14 protein-coding genes are annotated in these 15,297 nt (G+C 67.2%); 8 read left to right on the top strand and 6 right to left on the bottom strand.

The window, feature by feature from the left end; genetic code table 11:
- Positions 1–43: 43 nt before the first annotated feature.
- The 4 genes from hflX (at position 44) to AC5Y36_RS18700 (ending at position 6,579) form a co-directional block, all read left to right on the top strand.
- Complete coding sequence (gene hflX / locus AC5Y36_RS18715) at positions 44–1,447, top strand: GTPase HflX (RefSeq protein WP_500042435.1); 1,404 nt, start codon at positions 44–46, stop codon at positions 1,445–1,447.
- A gap of 259 nt (positions 1,448–1,706) precedes the next feature.
- Positions 1,707–3,050: a DEAD/DEAH box helicase gene (locus tag AC5Y36_RS18710; protein ID WP_500042467.1), complete on the top strand. Its 1,344-nt coding sequence runs from the start codon at positions 1,707–1,709 to the stop codon at positions 3,048–3,050.
- A gap of 205 nt (positions 3,051–3,255) precedes the next feature.
- Positions 3,256–4,416, top strand: coding sequence for an acyl-CoA dehydrogenase family protein (locus AC5Y36_RS18705; RefSeq protein ID WP_500042434.1), 1,161 nt, complete (start codon positions 3,256–3,258; stop codon positions 4,414–4,416).
- A 180-nt stretch (positions 4,417–4,596) separates the two neighbouring features.
- Complete coding sequence (locus AC5Y36_RS18700; RefSeq protein WP_500042433.1) at positions 4,597–6,579, top strand: LGFP repeat-containing protein; 1,983 nt, start codon at positions 4,597–4,599, stop codon at positions 6,577–6,579.
- A gap of 13 nt (positions 6,580–6,592) precedes the next feature.
- Here the strand turns inward: AC5Y36_RS18700 and AC5Y36_RS18695 are convergent, their stop codons facing one another.
- Positions 6,593–7,576, bottom strand: coding sequence for an NAD(P)H-dependent flavin oxidoreductase (locus tag AC5Y36_RS18695; protein WP_500042432.1), 984 nt, complete (start codon positions 7,574–7,576; stop codon positions 6,593–6,595).
- A 5-nt stretch (positions 7,577–7,581) separates the two neighbouring features.
- A complete protein-coding gene (lexA, locus tag AC5Y36_RS18690) occupies positions 7,582–8,259 on the bottom strand; it encodes a transcriptional repressor LexA (protein WP_500042431.1) in 678 nt (225 codons plus the stop codon).
- A gap of 216 nt (positions 8,260–8,475) precedes the next feature.
- Between lexA and AC5Y36_RS18685 the strand changes: the two genes are divergently transcribed.
- From AC5Y36_RS18685 to AC5Y36_RS18675, 3 genes are all read left to right on the top strand, one after another.
- Complete coding sequence (locus AC5Y36_RS18685) at positions 8,476–8,958, top strand: LysM peptidoglycan-binding domain-containing protein (protein WP_500042430.1); 483 nt, start codon at positions 8,476–8,478, stop codon at positions 8,956–8,958.
- 87 nt (positions 8,959–9,045) lie between these two features.
- Positions 9,046–9,525: a transcriptional regulator NrdR gene (nrdR, locus tag AC5Y36_RS18680; protein ID WP_500042429.1), complete on the top strand. Its 480-nt coding sequence runs from the start codon at positions 9,046–9,048 to the stop codon at positions 9,523–9,525.
- A 53-nt stretch (positions 9,526–9,578) separates the two neighbouring features.
- The gene (locus AC5Y36_RS18675) at positions 9,579–10,064 is read left to right on the top strand and encodes a peroxynitrite isomerase (protein WP_500042428.1); all 486 of its coding nucleotides are present in this window, start codon (positions 9,579–9,581) and stop codon (positions 10,062–10,064) included.
- 13 nt (positions 10,065–10,077) lie between these two features.
- On the opposite strand, the gene AC5Y36_RS18670 is transcribed toward AC5Y36_RS18675, so the two are convergent.
- The 3 genes from AC5Y36_RS18670 to sthA form a co-directional block, all read right to left on the bottom strand.
- Entirely contained in the window at positions 10,078–10,764 is a 687-nt protein-coding gene (locus AC5Y36_RS18670) for a PhzF family phenazine biosynthesis protein (RefSeq protein WP_500042427.1), read from the bottom strand.
- Positions 10,765–10,775: 11 nt separating this feature from the next.
- Complete coding sequence (locus tag AC5Y36_RS18665; protein ID WP_500042426.1) at positions 10,776–11,744, bottom strand: proteasome assembly chaperone family protein; 969 nt, start codon at positions 11,742–11,744, stop codon at positions 10,776–10,778.
- A 132-nt stretch (positions 11,745–11,876) separates the two neighbouring features.
- Positions 11,877–13,283 carry a Si-specific NAD(P)(+) transhydrogenase gene (sthA, locus tag AC5Y36_RS18660; RefSeq protein ID WP_500042466.1) on the bottom strand — a complete coding sequence of 469 codons (1,407 nt, stop codon included), beginning with the start codon at positions 13,281–13,283 and terminating at the stop codon, positions 11,877–11,879.
- Positions 13,284–13,429: 146 nt separating this feature from the next.
- Between sthA and AC5Y36_RS18655 the strand changes: the two genes are divergently transcribed.
- Entirely contained in the window at positions 13,430–14,509 is a 1,080-nt protein-coding gene (locus AC5Y36_RS18655; protein ID WP_500042425.1) for a DUF4192 domain-containing protein, read from the top strand.
- 14 nt (positions 14,510–14,523) lie between these two features.
- Here the strand turns inward: AC5Y36_RS18655 and AC5Y36_RS18650 are convergent, their stop codons facing one another.
- Entirely contained in the window at positions 14,524–15,216 is a 693-nt protein-coding gene (locus AC5Y36_RS18650; RefSeq protein WP_500042424.1) for an iron-dependent transcriptional repressor DtxR, read from the bottom strand.
- Positions 15,217–15,297: the final 81 nt, after the last annotated feature.

Genomic DNA, 15,297 nt, shown 5'->3' with positions numbered 1-15,297 from the left:
AGATGCGAGACGCGGCGATTACCGGCACCATCGAGAATCGACGATGACCGAATCCCCCGATATCCCCAGCACCGGCGACCTCGCCCTCGACGATCGTGCGGCGTTGCGCCGTGTCGCCGGACTGTCGACCGAGCTCGATGACATCACCGAGGTCGAATACCGCCAACTGCGGCTCGAGCGGGTGGTTTTGGTGGGCGTGTGGACCGACGGCAGTGCCGCCGACACCCAAGCCAGCATGGCCGAGCTGGCCGCTCTGGCTGAAACGGCCGGTTCCCAAGTGCTCGAAGGCCTGATCCAGCGCCGGGACAAGCCTGACCCGTCGACGTATATCGGATCCGGAAAGGCTGCCGAGTTGCGGGAGGTCGTGGTGGCCACCGGTGCGGACACCGTCATCTGCGACGGCGAGCTCTCCCCGGCACAGCTGACCGCATTGGAAAAAGCGGTCAAGGTCAAAGTCATTGACCGCACAGCGCTGATCCTGGACATCTTCGCTCAACACGCGACCAGCGCTGAGGGCAAGGCGCAGGTGGCGTTGGCGCAAATGGAATACATGCTGCCGCGGCTGCGCGGCTGGGGTGAGTCAATGTCGCGGCAGGCCGGTGGCCGCGCCGGCGGCAGCGGCGGCGGCGTGGGTTTGCGCGGTCCCGGAGAGACCAAGATCGAGACCGACCGCCGTCGCATCCGCGAGCGGATGGCCAAGCTGCGCCGCGAGATCAAAGCCATGAAGCAGATCCGCGATACCCAGCGCAGTCGCCGGCTGGGCAGTGAAGTGCCGTCGATCGCGATCGTCGGGTACACCAATGCCGGTAAGTCCAGCCTGCTCAACGCGCTCACCGGAGCCGGGGTCCTGGTACAGGATGCGCTGTTCGCCACGCTGGAACCCACTACGCGCCGAGGGGCTTTCGATGACGAACGGCCATTCGTCATCACCGACACCGTCGGCTTTGTCCGGCACCTGCCCACCCAACTGGTGGAGGCATTCCGGTCCACCCTCGAAGAGGTGGCCGACGCCGATCTTTTGGTGCACGTCGTCGACGGATCCGATGCCACCCCGTTGGCCCAGATCAACGCTGTCCGCCAGGTAGTGGGCGAGGTAATCGCCGAGCACGACGGTCGACCCGCACCGGAGTTGTTGGTGGTCAACAAGGTCGATGCCGCGGGTGATCTCGCGCTGGCCCAGCTGCGTCGCGCGCTGCCTGAGGCGGTCTTCGTCTCTGCGCATACCGGTGACGGTTTGGAAAAGTTGCGGCAGCGGATGAGCCAGTTGGTGGCTCCCACCGATGTGGCCGTGGACGTGACAATTCCCTATCACCGGGGCGACCTGGTCGCCCGACTGCACGATGAAGGCCGGGTGGATGCGGCCGAGCACGGCGAGAACGGCACCCGGATCCGCGCGCGTGTCCCGGTCGCGTTGGCAGCCAGCGTGCGCGAATTCGCCCACTCGTAGGTGTGATCAGTCACTCACTGAGTTGGCCGGGGATTGCTCGCCGATGCGCTAGGCTGATACCCAACGTCGGTGTGACACCTGTGACGCCGACCACGTCGTGGAATGCTTCTTCACCACTGTGGCGGCTGCGCCGCTGATTCAACGCAAGCTCTTCTCGCGGCGATCGATTTTGCCCACCGGCAATCTCGCCATTTTGTGTTACCGGCCGCTTGACGACGTCGTCGCGGCTTGCCGCACAACCGATGCCGGAAAGGCACCACTGGAAATGACTTCCTCCTTCGCCGAACTCGGCGCGCCCCAGCCCGTTGTCGCGGCGCTGGCCGCCAACGGCATCACCGCCGCATTCCCGATCCAGGTCCAGACTCTTCCGGACACCCTGGCCGGCCGTGACGTACTTGGCCGCGGAAAGACGGGCAGCGGAAAGACGTTGGCGTTCTCGATTCCGCTGGTGAGTCGTCTGGTCGGCGTCACGCGCCGCCCCAACATGCCGACGGGGCTGGTCCTGGCTCCCACCCGCGAACTGGCCACCCAGATCACCGCGACCCTGCAGCCGCTGGCGACAGCGTGCGGGCTGCGGGTCACCACGATCTTCGGCGGTGTTCCCCAGAGTCGGCAGGTCAGTGCGCTCGACCGCGGCGTCGACATCGTGGTGGCCTGTCCCGGCCGCCTTGAAGACCTGATGAAACAGCGACTGATCAGCCTGGACGCGGTACAGATCAGCGTCCTCGACGAGGCCGACCACATGGCCGATCTCGGCTTCCTGCCCGGGGTGACGCGGATCCTGGCGGCCACCCCGGCCACCGGTCAGCGGCTGCTGTTCTCGGCAACCCTGGACAACGGGGTGGACAAGCTGGTTCGGCGATTCCTGCGCGACCCGGTGTCGCATTCCGTCGACGACGTCGCCGCGCCACCACAGACGATGACACATCACGTGTTCCACGTAGCGGGAGCGCAGGACAAGAAAGATCTGGTGCACCGACTGGCCTCCGGTACCGGCCGCCGAATTCTGTTCATGCGCACCAAACATCAAGCCCGAAAGCTCGCACGACAGCTCACCGAGGCCGGTGTGCCCTCAGTTGACTTGCATGGCAACTTGTCTCAGCCGGCGCGGGACCGCAATCTCGCCGCGTTCAGTGCCGGGCAGGCTCGGGTGTTGGTGGCTACCGACATCGCTGCCCGCGGCGTCCACGTCGACGAGGTCGAATTGGTGGTGCACGTGGACCCGCCCGCCGAACACAAGGCGTACCTGCACCGTTCGGGCCGCACCGCGCGGGCCGGCAGCGCCGGCGACGTCGTCACCATCGTGTTGCCCGAGCAGCGCAAGGATACCCAGGTATTGCTGCGCCGGGCCGGCATCACCGTGGCGCCTCAGCAGGTGGCGGCCGATTCCACCACCGTGCAGGCGCTGGTCGGCGAGGTCGCCCCGTTGCAGATGCCCGCACCGAAAACCAGTCAGCCGGCCCGCGTCAAAGCTGTAGCCCAGCCTGCGCGTTCGAGTAGCTTGCGGCGGCGCCGCCCCAGCGGTGCAGCCCAGCGGCAGGCGCCGCACGGACCGCAGGCCCGGCGACGCAGGACACGCAGCGCGCCGCCGGACGCCCGCTAAGACCCACGCTGCTGAAAACGCCCTCCCAGCTGACATACCCCCCCGACAAAATCGCGGGGTTGCGCCGCTGGGAGGGCGTTTTCAGTCATGCGCCGTGATCTGCGACGCCCGGGGGAGCCGCGATAACCCGGACCACCGGTCCGACCAACCATCCGGTTGGTCTATTCTCGTTCGCAACAGCACCGAGTCTCCCGGAGGTCATCCCATGAGTAGTGCCGTCAAATACCAGCGCACCCTGTTCGAGCCGGAGCACGACCTGTTCCGCGAGTCCTACCGGGCGTTCCTGGACCGCCACGTCGCCCCCTACCACGAGGAGTGGGAGAAGGCGCACATCGTCGACCGCGGGGTCTGGCTGGAGGCCGGCAAGCAGGGCTTTCTGGGGATGGCGGTGCCTGAGGAGTACGGCGGCGGCGGCAACCCCGACTTCCGGTACAACACGATCATCACGGAGGAGACCACCGCGGGCCGCTACAGCGGCATCGGATTCGGGCTGCACAACGACGTCGTCGCGCCCTATCTGCTGGAGCTGACCAACGAGGAGCAGAAGCAGCGCTGGCTGCCCAAATTCTGCAGTGGCGAGCTGATCACCGCGATCGCGATGACCGAGCCGGGTACCGGCAGTGACCTGCAGGGCATCAAGACCAAGGCGGTCAAGCAGGGCGACCACTACATCCTGAACGGGTCGAAGACCTTCATCACCAACGGAATCCACTCCGACCTGGTCATCGTGGTTGCCCAGACCGACCCGGAGAAGGGCGCGCAAGGGTTCTCCCTGCTGGCCGTCGAGCGCGGCATGGAGGGCTTCGAACGCGGCCGGCACCTGGACAAGATCGGCCTGGACGCCCAGGACACCGCAGAACTGTCGTTCACCGATGTGAAGGTCCCGGCGGAGAACCTGCTCGGTCAGGAGGGCCTGGGCTTCATCTACCTGATGCAGAACCTGCCCCAGGAGCGGATCTCGATCGCCATCATGGCCGCCGCCGCGATGGAGCACGTGCTGGAGCAAACCATCCAATACACCAAGGAGCGTAAGGCATTCGGTAAGCCGATCGGCAGCTTCCAGAACAGCCGGTTCGTGTTGGCGGAGTTGGCCACCGAAGCCACCGTGGTGCGGATGATGGTCGACGAGTTCGTCAAACTGCACCTGGACCGCAAGCTCACCGTGGAACAGGCCGCGATGGCCAAGTGGTACACCACCGAGAAGCAGGTGTACCTGATCGACCGCTGTCTGCAGTTGCACGGCGGCTACGGCTACATGCGCGAATACGGTGTCGCGCGGGCGTTCCTGGACTCCCGCGTCCAAACCATCTACGGGGGCACCACCGAGATCATGAAGGAAATCATCGGTCGCAGCCTCGGGGTTTGACCGGGGCGATCGGGGCGAAGCCATCGCGTCTTCCGGCGACACGGGCGCGACCGTGCATCGATTTGACGTCGGCTTCGCATCCATTTCCGTAATGTGCGCGTTACGACTGCGCGATTGTGGCCAACCAGCGCAATAGTTGTGCGACCGGATAACGGAATATGGATACGGCCGGGAGGTTTGGTGGCTGGGCAGGGAAAGTGGTTTGGCAGTACGGCGACGCGCGCAGCGCTGGGGTTGGTGGCCACCGCAGCGATCGTGCTGTTGGTGCCGACCGCTGCGGCAACGCCGGAGTCAGACGCATCCGATGCCATCACCGCAGCCTGGGAGGCTGCTGGCGGCGACAATTCCAGCGTCGGCGTGCATCAAGGCGACGTCTATCCGGTCGGTGAGGGGTTCGCGGAGGACTTCGCCGACGGGAAGATGTTCTACACGCCCGGCACGGGCGCACGGGCGCTGTACGGGCCGGTGCTGCAGAAGTATGAGGCGGTGGGCGGGCCCGCCGGCAGCGACCTGGGCTTCCCGAACGTCGACGAAGGCCCGGGCAAGGCGAGTCCGGACAGTCGATCGGTGACCTTCTCGGCCGGCGACAACCCGGTCATCTTCTACACGCCCGAGCACGGCGCTTTCGTCGTTCGCGGCGCCATGAACGCCGCATGGGACAAGCTGGGCAGCTCCTCGGGCGCCCTGGGGGTGCCCACCGCCGACGAGACGGCCACCGGCGACGTCATTGCCCAGAAGTTCAGCGGTGGCGAGGTGTCGTGGAACAAGGCGACGAAGAAATTCAGCACCACCCCGCCGGAATTGGCCGGTGAGCTGCAGGACCTGCAGGTCCCGGTGGATGCGACGGCCGCCATCAACCGAGCCTGGCACGCGGCGGGTGGAGCCGACGGCGCGCTCGGAGCCAAATCCGGTGATGAATACACGGTTGGCGCCGACGGTGCCGGCCAGGACTTCGACCGCGGCAAGATCTTTTTCACCCCGGCTACCGGTGCGAACACCATCGACGGCGAGGTCCTCGCAAAGTACGAGTCGGTGGGCGGACCAGGCGGCAGCGATCTGGGTTTCCCGGCGACCAATGTGGCGGACGGCTCCCTGCCGGGCAGCCGGGTAAGCACCTTCTCCGCCGCCGACAAACCGGTGATCTTCTTCACCCCTGAACACGGTGCGTTCGTGGTGCGCGGTGCGATGGCGGTCGCCTGGGAAAAACTCGGCGGCGCCGCTGGGGCGCTCGGGGCACCCGTGGGCGACCAGACGGTGGACGGCGACGCGGTCTCGCAGAAGTTCAGCGGCGGCACGGTCTCGTGGGACCGGCTGGCCAACAGGTTCAGCTCCGACCCGGCAAAGCTGGCAACCGACCTGGCGGGTCTGCAGGTGCCGGGTCAGAGCTCGCCGAGCACTACGGCGTCGGGCCACAAAACCAGTAGCGGGTTCAGCTGGCACTGGTGGTGGCTGGCCGCCACGCTGGGCGTGCTGGCGCTGGTTGCGGCGCTGGCGGCGTGGTGGCGTCAGCGACGGCGCAACGCTGAGCGATTTCTGTTGCGGCGCAGCGGACGGCGCCCAGCGCTGCGGACCCGTCCGGCTCCGGTTGCCGACCACGATGTTGACGCCGACTGGTCGCCGGAGCCGGTTGAAGAAACCGGTGCGCGGGTACGGCTTCCGCAGACGTCCGGGCACTACGAAGACGACCCGGGCGCGCCGGCCGAGGCCGAGCTGTTCGGCCACCCGGAGCCCGACGAGGACTGGCGGCCGGGCGCCTTCACCGACGTGCACGACGACGCCGCGGGCGACGAGGCGCGCGACGACGAGGACTTCGGTGAGGATATTGCGGAGGACTTCGACGAGGACGAGGATCCCGACGCCATCGACACGGCTCCCACCCGCATTCCGACCGCCGCCGAACTGCACGGCGGCCGCCATGCGGTCCCCGGCGCCGAGGACGACGTCACTCCGGAACCGCCCACCCGCAATACCGCTGCCTATCCGGCGTTTCACCTGCCGCTGGACGACCCGTACCAGGCACCCAGCGGGTACCCGGTGAAGGCCAACACGGTCTCCGGCCTGTACTACACACCCGACAGCCCGCTTTACGCTGACACCCTGGCCGAAGTCTGGTTTGTCAGTGAGGAAGTCGCGCAGTTCAACGGCTTTATCAAGGCCGACTGAGCCCGCCCCGGTCTCACGGCGCCAGCCGCGCCACCGCCTCGGCGGCCGACACCATGTCATCGATGCGGTGAATCGTCTCGCCGGCGTAGAGCGCCGAGCGGTCGACCAGGCCGGCGTCCATCCCGGCCAGCGGTAGGGCCGGCGTGTACAGCGGCAGCGAAACCCGCTGCTGCGCCGCGACGGTGTCCAGCGCGGTCAGCGGGAGCAAGCCGGCCAGCGGCGCACTGACCCGGTTGAGCCCCCGGACCAGGCCTGGCCCCAGCTCGGAGCGTGCACACCACCGGTCGGTCACCGCATTGGGCACCACCCGGTGCGGCAGCGGCCAACCCATGCCGAACAGCAGGGTGCGCACGGTGCGCTCGGCGGCCAGCACCCGCTGCTTGTAGTCGGGGTGCGCACGCGATTCAGTGGTCAGCAGGAAGCGGGTTCCGGCGATCGCGCCGGCGGCGCCGGCGGCCAGCAGTCGGCGCACATCGGCACTGTCGACCACCCCGCCGGCGGCCAGCACCGGCACACCGTCGGCTGCTTCGAGTACTTCCGGCAACGTCACGGTCAGCGGCCGATCGGCCATCAGATGACCGCCCGCCTCGACCCCCTGCACAACGAGGCCGTCGACACCCGCGGTCAACGCGTGGCGGGCCTGTGCCGCGCTGCCCACGGTGCACAGCACCGGAACGCGTGCCGCGCGCAGCATGCCTATCCAGCGGGCGGAGAACCCGCCGTGCAGCACCACGAGGGCGGCTCGTCCGGCGATACAGGCGTCGATATGAGCTTTGCGGATGAACGGCACCAGCAGGTTCGCGGCGATGGGGCGCTTGGGTGCCAGCGTTGCGGCCCTGCGCAGCTCCTCGCCGAAACTACGGACATCGGTGATCCCGACCGTGCCCAGGGCGCCGGCGGCCGACACCGCCCCGGCCAGCTCACCGCCGGCCACACCGCCGCCCATTCCTGCCTGCACCACCGGGTACTGCAACCCGAGGGCCTCAAGGAGATTCATCGCGTTCAGATCTTGCGCAGCACCGTGACAACCTTGCCGAGGATGGCGGCGTCGTTGCCCGGAATGGGATCGAACACCGGATTGTGCGGCATCAGCCACACCTGGCCGCCGGTGCGTTTGAACGTCTTGACGGTGGCCTCGCCGTCGATCATCGCCGCCACGATGTCGCCGTTGTCGGCGACGTTCTGCTGGCGCACCACCACCCAGTCGCCGTCGCAGATCGCGGCGTCGACCATCGACTCGCCGACCACCTTGAGCATGAACAGTGCGCCCTCGCCGACAAGTTCACGGGGCAGCGGGAACACGTCTTCGACAGCTTCCTCGGCCAGGATCGGACCACCGGCGGCGATCCGACCCAGCACCGGGATGAAGGCGGGCTCGGGAAGGGCATCCGAGCCGGCCACCTCGGTGGTGACCGCGGCGACGGCGGTCTGCGGGCCGCGTACATCCACTGCCCGCGGTCGGTTGGGATCGCGGCGCAGGTAGCCCTTTCGCTCCAGGGTGCGCAGCTGGTGAGCGACGGAGGACGTCGAGGTGAGGCCGACGGCGTCGCCGATCTCCCGGATGCTCGGGGGATAGCCGCGCTGCGTAACCGAGGTGCGGATGACCTCCAAGATGGTGCGCTGGCGGGCGGTCAGCGTCTTGTCCAGTGGCTTGTCCGACGTGTCGCTGTCATCGCTCATAGGAACGAATGTAGAACGATTTCGTGCGGTTATCAAACACCTGTTCGATGGGCGTGGCGGAGCTGCGGCCAGGGTCCGGCCATGATGTAGGGCCCTTCTTGTCGGTGGGCCGCACTAGTGTTCGACAACGATTCGATCACACGTTCGTCAATCGAACGAATGAGCGAGTAATATTCGAACACATCAGCGATACGCCCTCCATCGGAAGGAACGCACATGACACTGATCGACACGGCCCGGCCCCGCACCCCGCAATACATTCCGTCCCGCGGCCGGGTGGCAGCGCAGCGGCCCGCCGCCAGGCCCGCCTCCGCCGCCCGGACCCGGCCCTCGCGCCGGCGGCCCGCTGGTGCGGCGGTGCGTTACCGGGGGACCGGCGTGCTGATGTCGCGTGGACCGCACCGTCGCCGCCCCATCTCGCCGGGGGCCACGGCCGCACTGGCACTGCTGGCGGCCCTGATCACGGTATGGCTGGGATTGGTGGCGCAATTCGGTGCCGCGGTCACCCGCAGTGCCGAGCCGGTACCCGATCGGCTCGGGGTGGTGCGGGTGGAGCCGGGTGAGACGTTGCAACACCTGGCCTCGCGGGTGGCGCCCGGCGCGCCGGCCGGGCAGGTGACCGATCGGATCCGTGAGCTCAACCGACTGGACTCCGTGGCATTGGCCGCGGGCCAGACGTTGATCGCACCGATGGGCTGAACGATGCTACGGCTGCTGGCAACGCATCCGACGCGGGTAGGCTCGGTGTCGTCTCAGACACCTTGCCCGCGAGGCGAAGGAGCGGCTATGCACTGCCCGTTTTGCCGGCACCCCGATTCGCGGGTGGTTGATTCCCGCGAAGCCGATGAAGGCCAGGCCATTCGGCGGCGCAGATCGTGTCCAGAATGCGGTCGGCGTTTCACCACTGTGGAGACCGCGGTCTTGGCGGTCGTCAAGCGCAGCGGGGTCACCGAACCGTTCAGCCGGGAGAAGGTGATCAGCGGAGTACGCCGGTCCTGCCAGGGGCGCCACGTCGACGACGATGCGTTGAATCTGTTGGCGCAGCAGGTGGAGGACACCGTCCGCGCGTCGGGGTCACCGGAGATTCCCAGTCACGAGGTGGGGCTGGCGATCCTCGGTCCGCTGCGGGAACTCGACGAGGTGGCGTACCTGCGTTTCGCGTCGGTGTACCGGTCGTTCACCTCGGCGGATGATTTTGAGCGGGAGATCGAAGCGTTGCGCGAACACCGCAACGAAGTGGGTTCGGCAGAGACAAATGCATCCTGAAACACCGCGTTTGGGGTGCGGGTGCGTCGACCCTCGCTGGGTAGGCTGACGCCATGTCGCCCGATTTGCATCCCGACGTCGCAGTTTTGGCACCCCTATTGGGCACGTGGTCTGGGAGCGGCCGCGGGGTGTATCCGACCATCGAGACGTTCGACTACCTCGAAGAGGTGGTGTTCTCTCATGTCGGCAAGCCGTTTCTGGTCTATGGCCAGAAGACGCGGTCGCCCGTGGACGGCAAGCCGCTGCACGCCGAGACTGGGTATCTGCGGGTGCCGCAGCCGGGTCGGGTGGAGTGGATCCTTGCCCATCCCAGCGGTATCACCGAGATCGAGGTGGGCGGGTTCACCTCGGCCGGGAGCGTCCTCGAATTTGCGATGACGGCGGCCACCATCGGATTGGCGCCCAGCGCCAAAGAAGTTACCGCCCTGGCTCGTCAATACCGTTTGGACGGCGACGAACTGTCCTACACGCTGGAGATGGGCGCGGTGGGCCAGCCCGCGCAGAACCACCTCACCGCGGTATTACAACGCACGAGCTAGCCTTGATCGGCAGTCAAACAACCTGCATCACACCATCATTGACCACCCGGCCGGCCAGCTTTACCCAACCGTCGGCACTCCAGGTGGTATGGATCATCGATCCGGCGCCCTGGGTGATGGTGAGGTCGCGGCTGAGGTAGTCGGTAAGCCGCAGCGCTGCCGCCCCGGTCGCCTCGTCTTCGGGTACGCCGAGGTTTTCGCCGAACATCCGCGAGCGCAGCGCGCCGCGGTCCCGGTCGGTCCAGGCCCACAGATAATGTGCGGTGTCGTCGGGGAACTGGCCGGGATCGGCCGCGGCGAGGTCGGCCACGGAATCCAGGTCATGGATCGCGAACTCGGGCGCCCACTGGGCCCGGGCGCTGACCGCGGTCAGGTCCAGCTCATAGCTGACCGGCGCGGCGCCTGCGGGCACCTGCAGAGTGTGGATCGGGGTACCCCGCTCACGCAGCCACCACGCCACCCCCACCGTTGGATGACCGGCGAACGGCAACTCAGTCATCGCGGTGTAGATACGGGCGTGCGCGCTGGTCGATCCTGCGGCCGGGATCTCGACGAATAGCGTTTCGCTGTAACCCAATTGGGTCGCCAACCGCTGCCGATCCGCAGGCTCGACCTGGTGGGCGTCGATCACCCCCAGCGGGTTTCCGAAGTTGCCGTCCGCGTCGGTGAACACGCGCAACACCGTCACCTCGATGCCCATGGTGTCGCGTTCTAGTCTTCGTCGGTCGACTTCTTGCGGGCTTCCTGCGCCAGGAATCGTTCGAACTCGGCACCCAATTCCTCACCGCTGGGCAGGTCCTCATCGCGCGCCAAAAGCGACCGGTTCTCCTGAGCGGTCACGAACGCGTCGTACTGGCGTTCCAGCGCTTCCACCACCTGTGCCACCTCGGCGCTGGACTGGACCTGTTCGTCGATCTTGGCCCGAACCTCCGCCGCGGAATCGGACAGCGCCGCCAGGGGCAGCTCCAGGGAACCGCTCTTGGCCACCTGCGCAAGCAGGGCCTGGGCGGCCTCCGGATAGTCGGTCTGTGTCAGATAGTGCGGAACGTGCACCGTGAAACCGACCACCTCATGTCCGTGTTGGGCCATCCGGTACTCCAGCAGGTTGGATGCACTCGCGGGAACCTGGACTTCGGTGATCCACGGCGTGAACTCGGTGATGAGTTCCTTGTTGTTGGAATGCGCGGTCAATGTGACCGGACGGGTATGCGGAACCGCCATCGGGATGGTGCCCAAGCCGATGGTTTGCCGCACGCCGAGCCGTTCGGCCAGCAACCGCACCGCGGTGATGAACCGTTCCCATTTGAGGTCGGGTTCCATCCCGGCCAGCAGCAGAAACGGTGTGCCGACGCTGTCGTGCAGCGCGTACAGGCTCAACTCCGGCTCGTCGTAGGCGGTGAAGTGGTCGGTCTTGAACGTCATCAACGGTCGCCGCGAGCGGTAGTCGAGCAACTCGTCGATCGCAAACGACGCCACCAGCTCGGTGTCCAACGCATCCTTGAGGTGCGTCGCGGCCAGTCTGATCGCGTGCCCGGCGTCGGAGAACCCCTGCAGGGCATGAACCAGCACCGGCCCGCGCCCGTCGGGCGACGACAGCTCGGGAGCCGGGAACTCCAGCTCGTACATCGCGCTCTGTTCTGGCTGGTAACGGGCCTTGTCGGGGTAGTTGTCCTGATCCATCGGTTTCGCCTCCTCACCATTGGCTCGCGGGTGGTCCTGTGTCCAGTGTCCCTCAGGACGTGCCCGCGCGGGATGGCTACCCGCGCCTAGCTGGTGCCAACGTGGGCGCGGGGGCTCGTATTCCGTGACGTCTCAGGCGCGGAACTGGTTCAGAGCCCGCATCTTGTTCATCACGTCCAGCGCGGCCGTCTTGTAGGCCTCGGAGAACGTCGGATAGTTGAACACCGCGTCCACCAGGTACTCGACGGTGCCGCCGCAGCCCATTACGGCCTGCCCGATGTGCACCATCTCGGTGGCGCTGGTACCGAAGATGTGCACGCCGAGCAGCTTGAGGGTTTCGGTGGACACCAGCAGTTTGAGCATGCCGTAGGAGTCGCCGGCGATCTGGCCGCGGGCCAGCTCGCGGTAGCGCGCCACGCCCACCTCGTACGGGATGGCGTCGCGGGTCAGCTCGACCTCGGTCGCGCCCACGTAGGACACCTCCGGGATCGAGTAGATGCCGATCGGCTGCAGGTCGGTGATACCCGAGGTCGGCTCACCGAACGCGTGGTAGGCGGCAAGTCGGCCCTGCTCCATTGAGGTCGCGGCCAGCGCCGGGAAGCCGATCACATCGCCGACGGCGTAGATGTGCTCGACTTTGGTCTGGAACTGGTCGTCGACGAAGATCCGGCCGCGGTTGTCGGTTTCCAACCCGGCGTTGTGCAGATCGAGGTGGTCGGTCTGGCCCTGCCGCCCCGCGGAGTACATCACCGTCTCGGCGGGGATCTGCTTGCCGCTGGCCAGCGTGGTGACGGTGCCCGCCGAGCCGACGTCGACCGCGGTCACCTCCTCGCCGAACCGGAACGTCACCGCCAGGTCGCGCAGGTGGAACCGCAGCGCCTCGACGATTTCGGGGTCGCAGAACTCCAGCATGGTGTCGCGCTTTTCGACCACGGTCACCTTGGTGCCCAGCGCAGCGAACATCGAGGCGTACTCGATGCCGATGACGCCGGCTCCGACCACCACCATCGAGGTCGGGATCGACTTGAGGTCCAGGATCCCATCGGAGTCGAGCACCCGATCTTCGTCGAACTCGACTCCGCCGGGGCGTGCCGGGCGGGTGCCGGTGGCGATGACGATGAAGTCACCGCTCAGCGTGGTCTTGTCGGTCCCCGAGTGCTCCTCGACGACAACGGTGTGCGGGTCGATGAACCGTCCGTGCCCCAGTACCAGGTCGATGCGGTTGCGTGTCAACTGATTTCGCACCACGTCGATTTCTCGGCCGATCACATGCTGGGTGCGGGCCAGGAGGTCCGCCGGTGTGATCCGGTCTTTGACCCGGTAGCTGGCGCCGTAGAGTTCGCGCTGACTCATCCCGGTCAGGTAGATCACCGCTTCGCGCAACGTCTTGGACGGGATGGTGCCCGTATTGACGCATACGCCGCCCACCATGCGGCCGCGTTCGACGACCGCGACCGACTTGCCCAGCTTGGCTGACGCGATCGCAGCCTTCTGACCCCCCGGCCCGGAGCCGATGACAATGACGTCGTATTCCCGCATCGAACTCATGAGACTGCCAATTATGCCGCCGCGCCGCGACAGGTCAATCGGGGACACGCTCCACAGTTGCGGGTTCATGCACAGTTCGACGCTGTGTCGCGGTTGGCGGGCGCGGATTGACGGTGCGCGGCGGCAGCGTTCCAGGCATGAGTACACATCGAAAAGGCTTCGCCCGAAATGACGTCACCCGACCCGACTTCACGCTGCGGCGGCCGGGGGCGCTGATCGCCGCGCTGCCGGCGATCCTGGGCTTCGTACCGGAGAAGTCGCTGGTCCTGGTGTCCATTGCCGACGGCGAGCTGGGGTCGGTGCTACGCGTCGACCTGTGCGAGCAACTCGCCGAGCGGGTCGGGGAGTTGTCCTCGGTCGCGGCCGCCGCCCACCCCGACGCGGCGATCGCGGTGATCATCGACCCGGACGGTGTGCGGTGCCCGGTCTGCGCCCAGCAGTACCGCGACGTGTGCGGGGCTCTGGCGATGGCCCTCTCGGCACACGGCATCGTGTTGCGGGCGGCGCACCTGGTGGACCAGGTGACCGCCAGCGGACGCTGGCAGTGCGCGGATGGCTGCGGCTTGGCGGGCCAGGTCGACGATCCGTCGGCCTCCCCGCTGGCCGCGGCCGCGGTGCTGGAGGGGCGCCGGCTCTACGGGCACCGTGCCGACCTGCAGGAGGTCATCGCTGTCGATGAGGAACGGCGCGGAGCGCTGGTCGCGCCGATGGCCGAGCAGGCATCGGCGCGCAGACGCCGCATCGACCCTCGAGGTGAGCGCCGCCGCGACGTCGAGGCGATGGTGGCCGCCGCCGGTCGGGTCGCGGCGGACCGGCGGCTCGACGATGCGGAGCTGGCGGCGCTGGGCTGTGCGTTGACCGACATCGAGGTCCGCGACGTGTTGTACGGGCTGGCTGCGGGGGAGAGCGCCGGGCAGGCCGAGATGCTGTGGGTGCTGCTGGCCCGAACGCTGCCCGATCCGTGGCGGGTCGAGGCGCTGGTGTTGCTGGCGTTCAGCGCCTATGTGCGCGGGGACGGCCCGCTGGCCGGGGTGTCACTGGAAGCCGCGCTGCGTACCGACCCCAGCCATCGGATGGCCGGCATGCTCGACACCGCGCTGCAGTCGGGACTGCGGCCGGACAAGATCCGCAAACTCGCGCTTACCGGTTACCGATTGGCCGAACAGCTGGGGGTGCGCCTACCGGCGCGCCAACACCGGGGCCGCCGCGCTGGGTAGCCGGTATCAGCCGTTCAGATCTTCTCGACCTTGACGGCGTGCGCCATCTCGTGCGGCAGGCTGACGTCGACGTGGCCCGGCATCAAGATGGTGACGTCGCCTTCCGGGGTTGTCTGGACCGTCACCCGCGCGTTGGGCACCACCCCGGCGTCCTTGAGGCGGCTGATCAGGTCGACATCACCTTGGACGTGTTCGCTGAGCTGGCGCACCACCACCGCCACCGGTGATCCTCCCGGCAACTCGGTCAACCGCACCAGGTTGGCGTCCCCACCACCGAATTCTGGACCGACGCCCAGCTCCAACAGACCCGGGATCGGGTTGCCGAACGGGGAGGTGGTGGGGTTTTTGAGTACCTTGACCAGCCGCCGCTCGACGTCCTCACTCATCACGTGTTCCCAGCGGCACGCCTCGGCGTGCACTTCTTCCCAAGGCAACCCGATGACGTCGACCAGCAGCCGCTCGGCCAGCCGGTGCTTGCGCATCACCGCGATCGCCAGGGTCCGCCCCTTGTCGGTCAGTTCCAGGTGGCGGTCGCCGGCCACCCGTAACAACCCGTCGCGCTCCATCCGGGACACGGTCTGGCTGACGGTCGGCCCGCTTTGCTCGAGCCGTTCCGCGATCCGGGCACGCAGCGGCGTGACGCCCTCTTCCTCGAGGTCGTAGATCGTCCGCAGGTACATCTCGGTGGTGTCGACTAGGTCGTTCATTCCGTATCCTCCATCGCCGCCGAGTCTACTTGCCCAGCTGCACGGATGGTCGCCTAACACCACCTCCGGACAGCAGTGTGC

This window comes from Mycobacterium sp. NGS50, assembly GCF_059812545.1.
The sequence above is the reverse complement of the archived record's forward strand: the minus strand, read 5'-3'. Positions and strand labels throughout refer to the sequence as shown.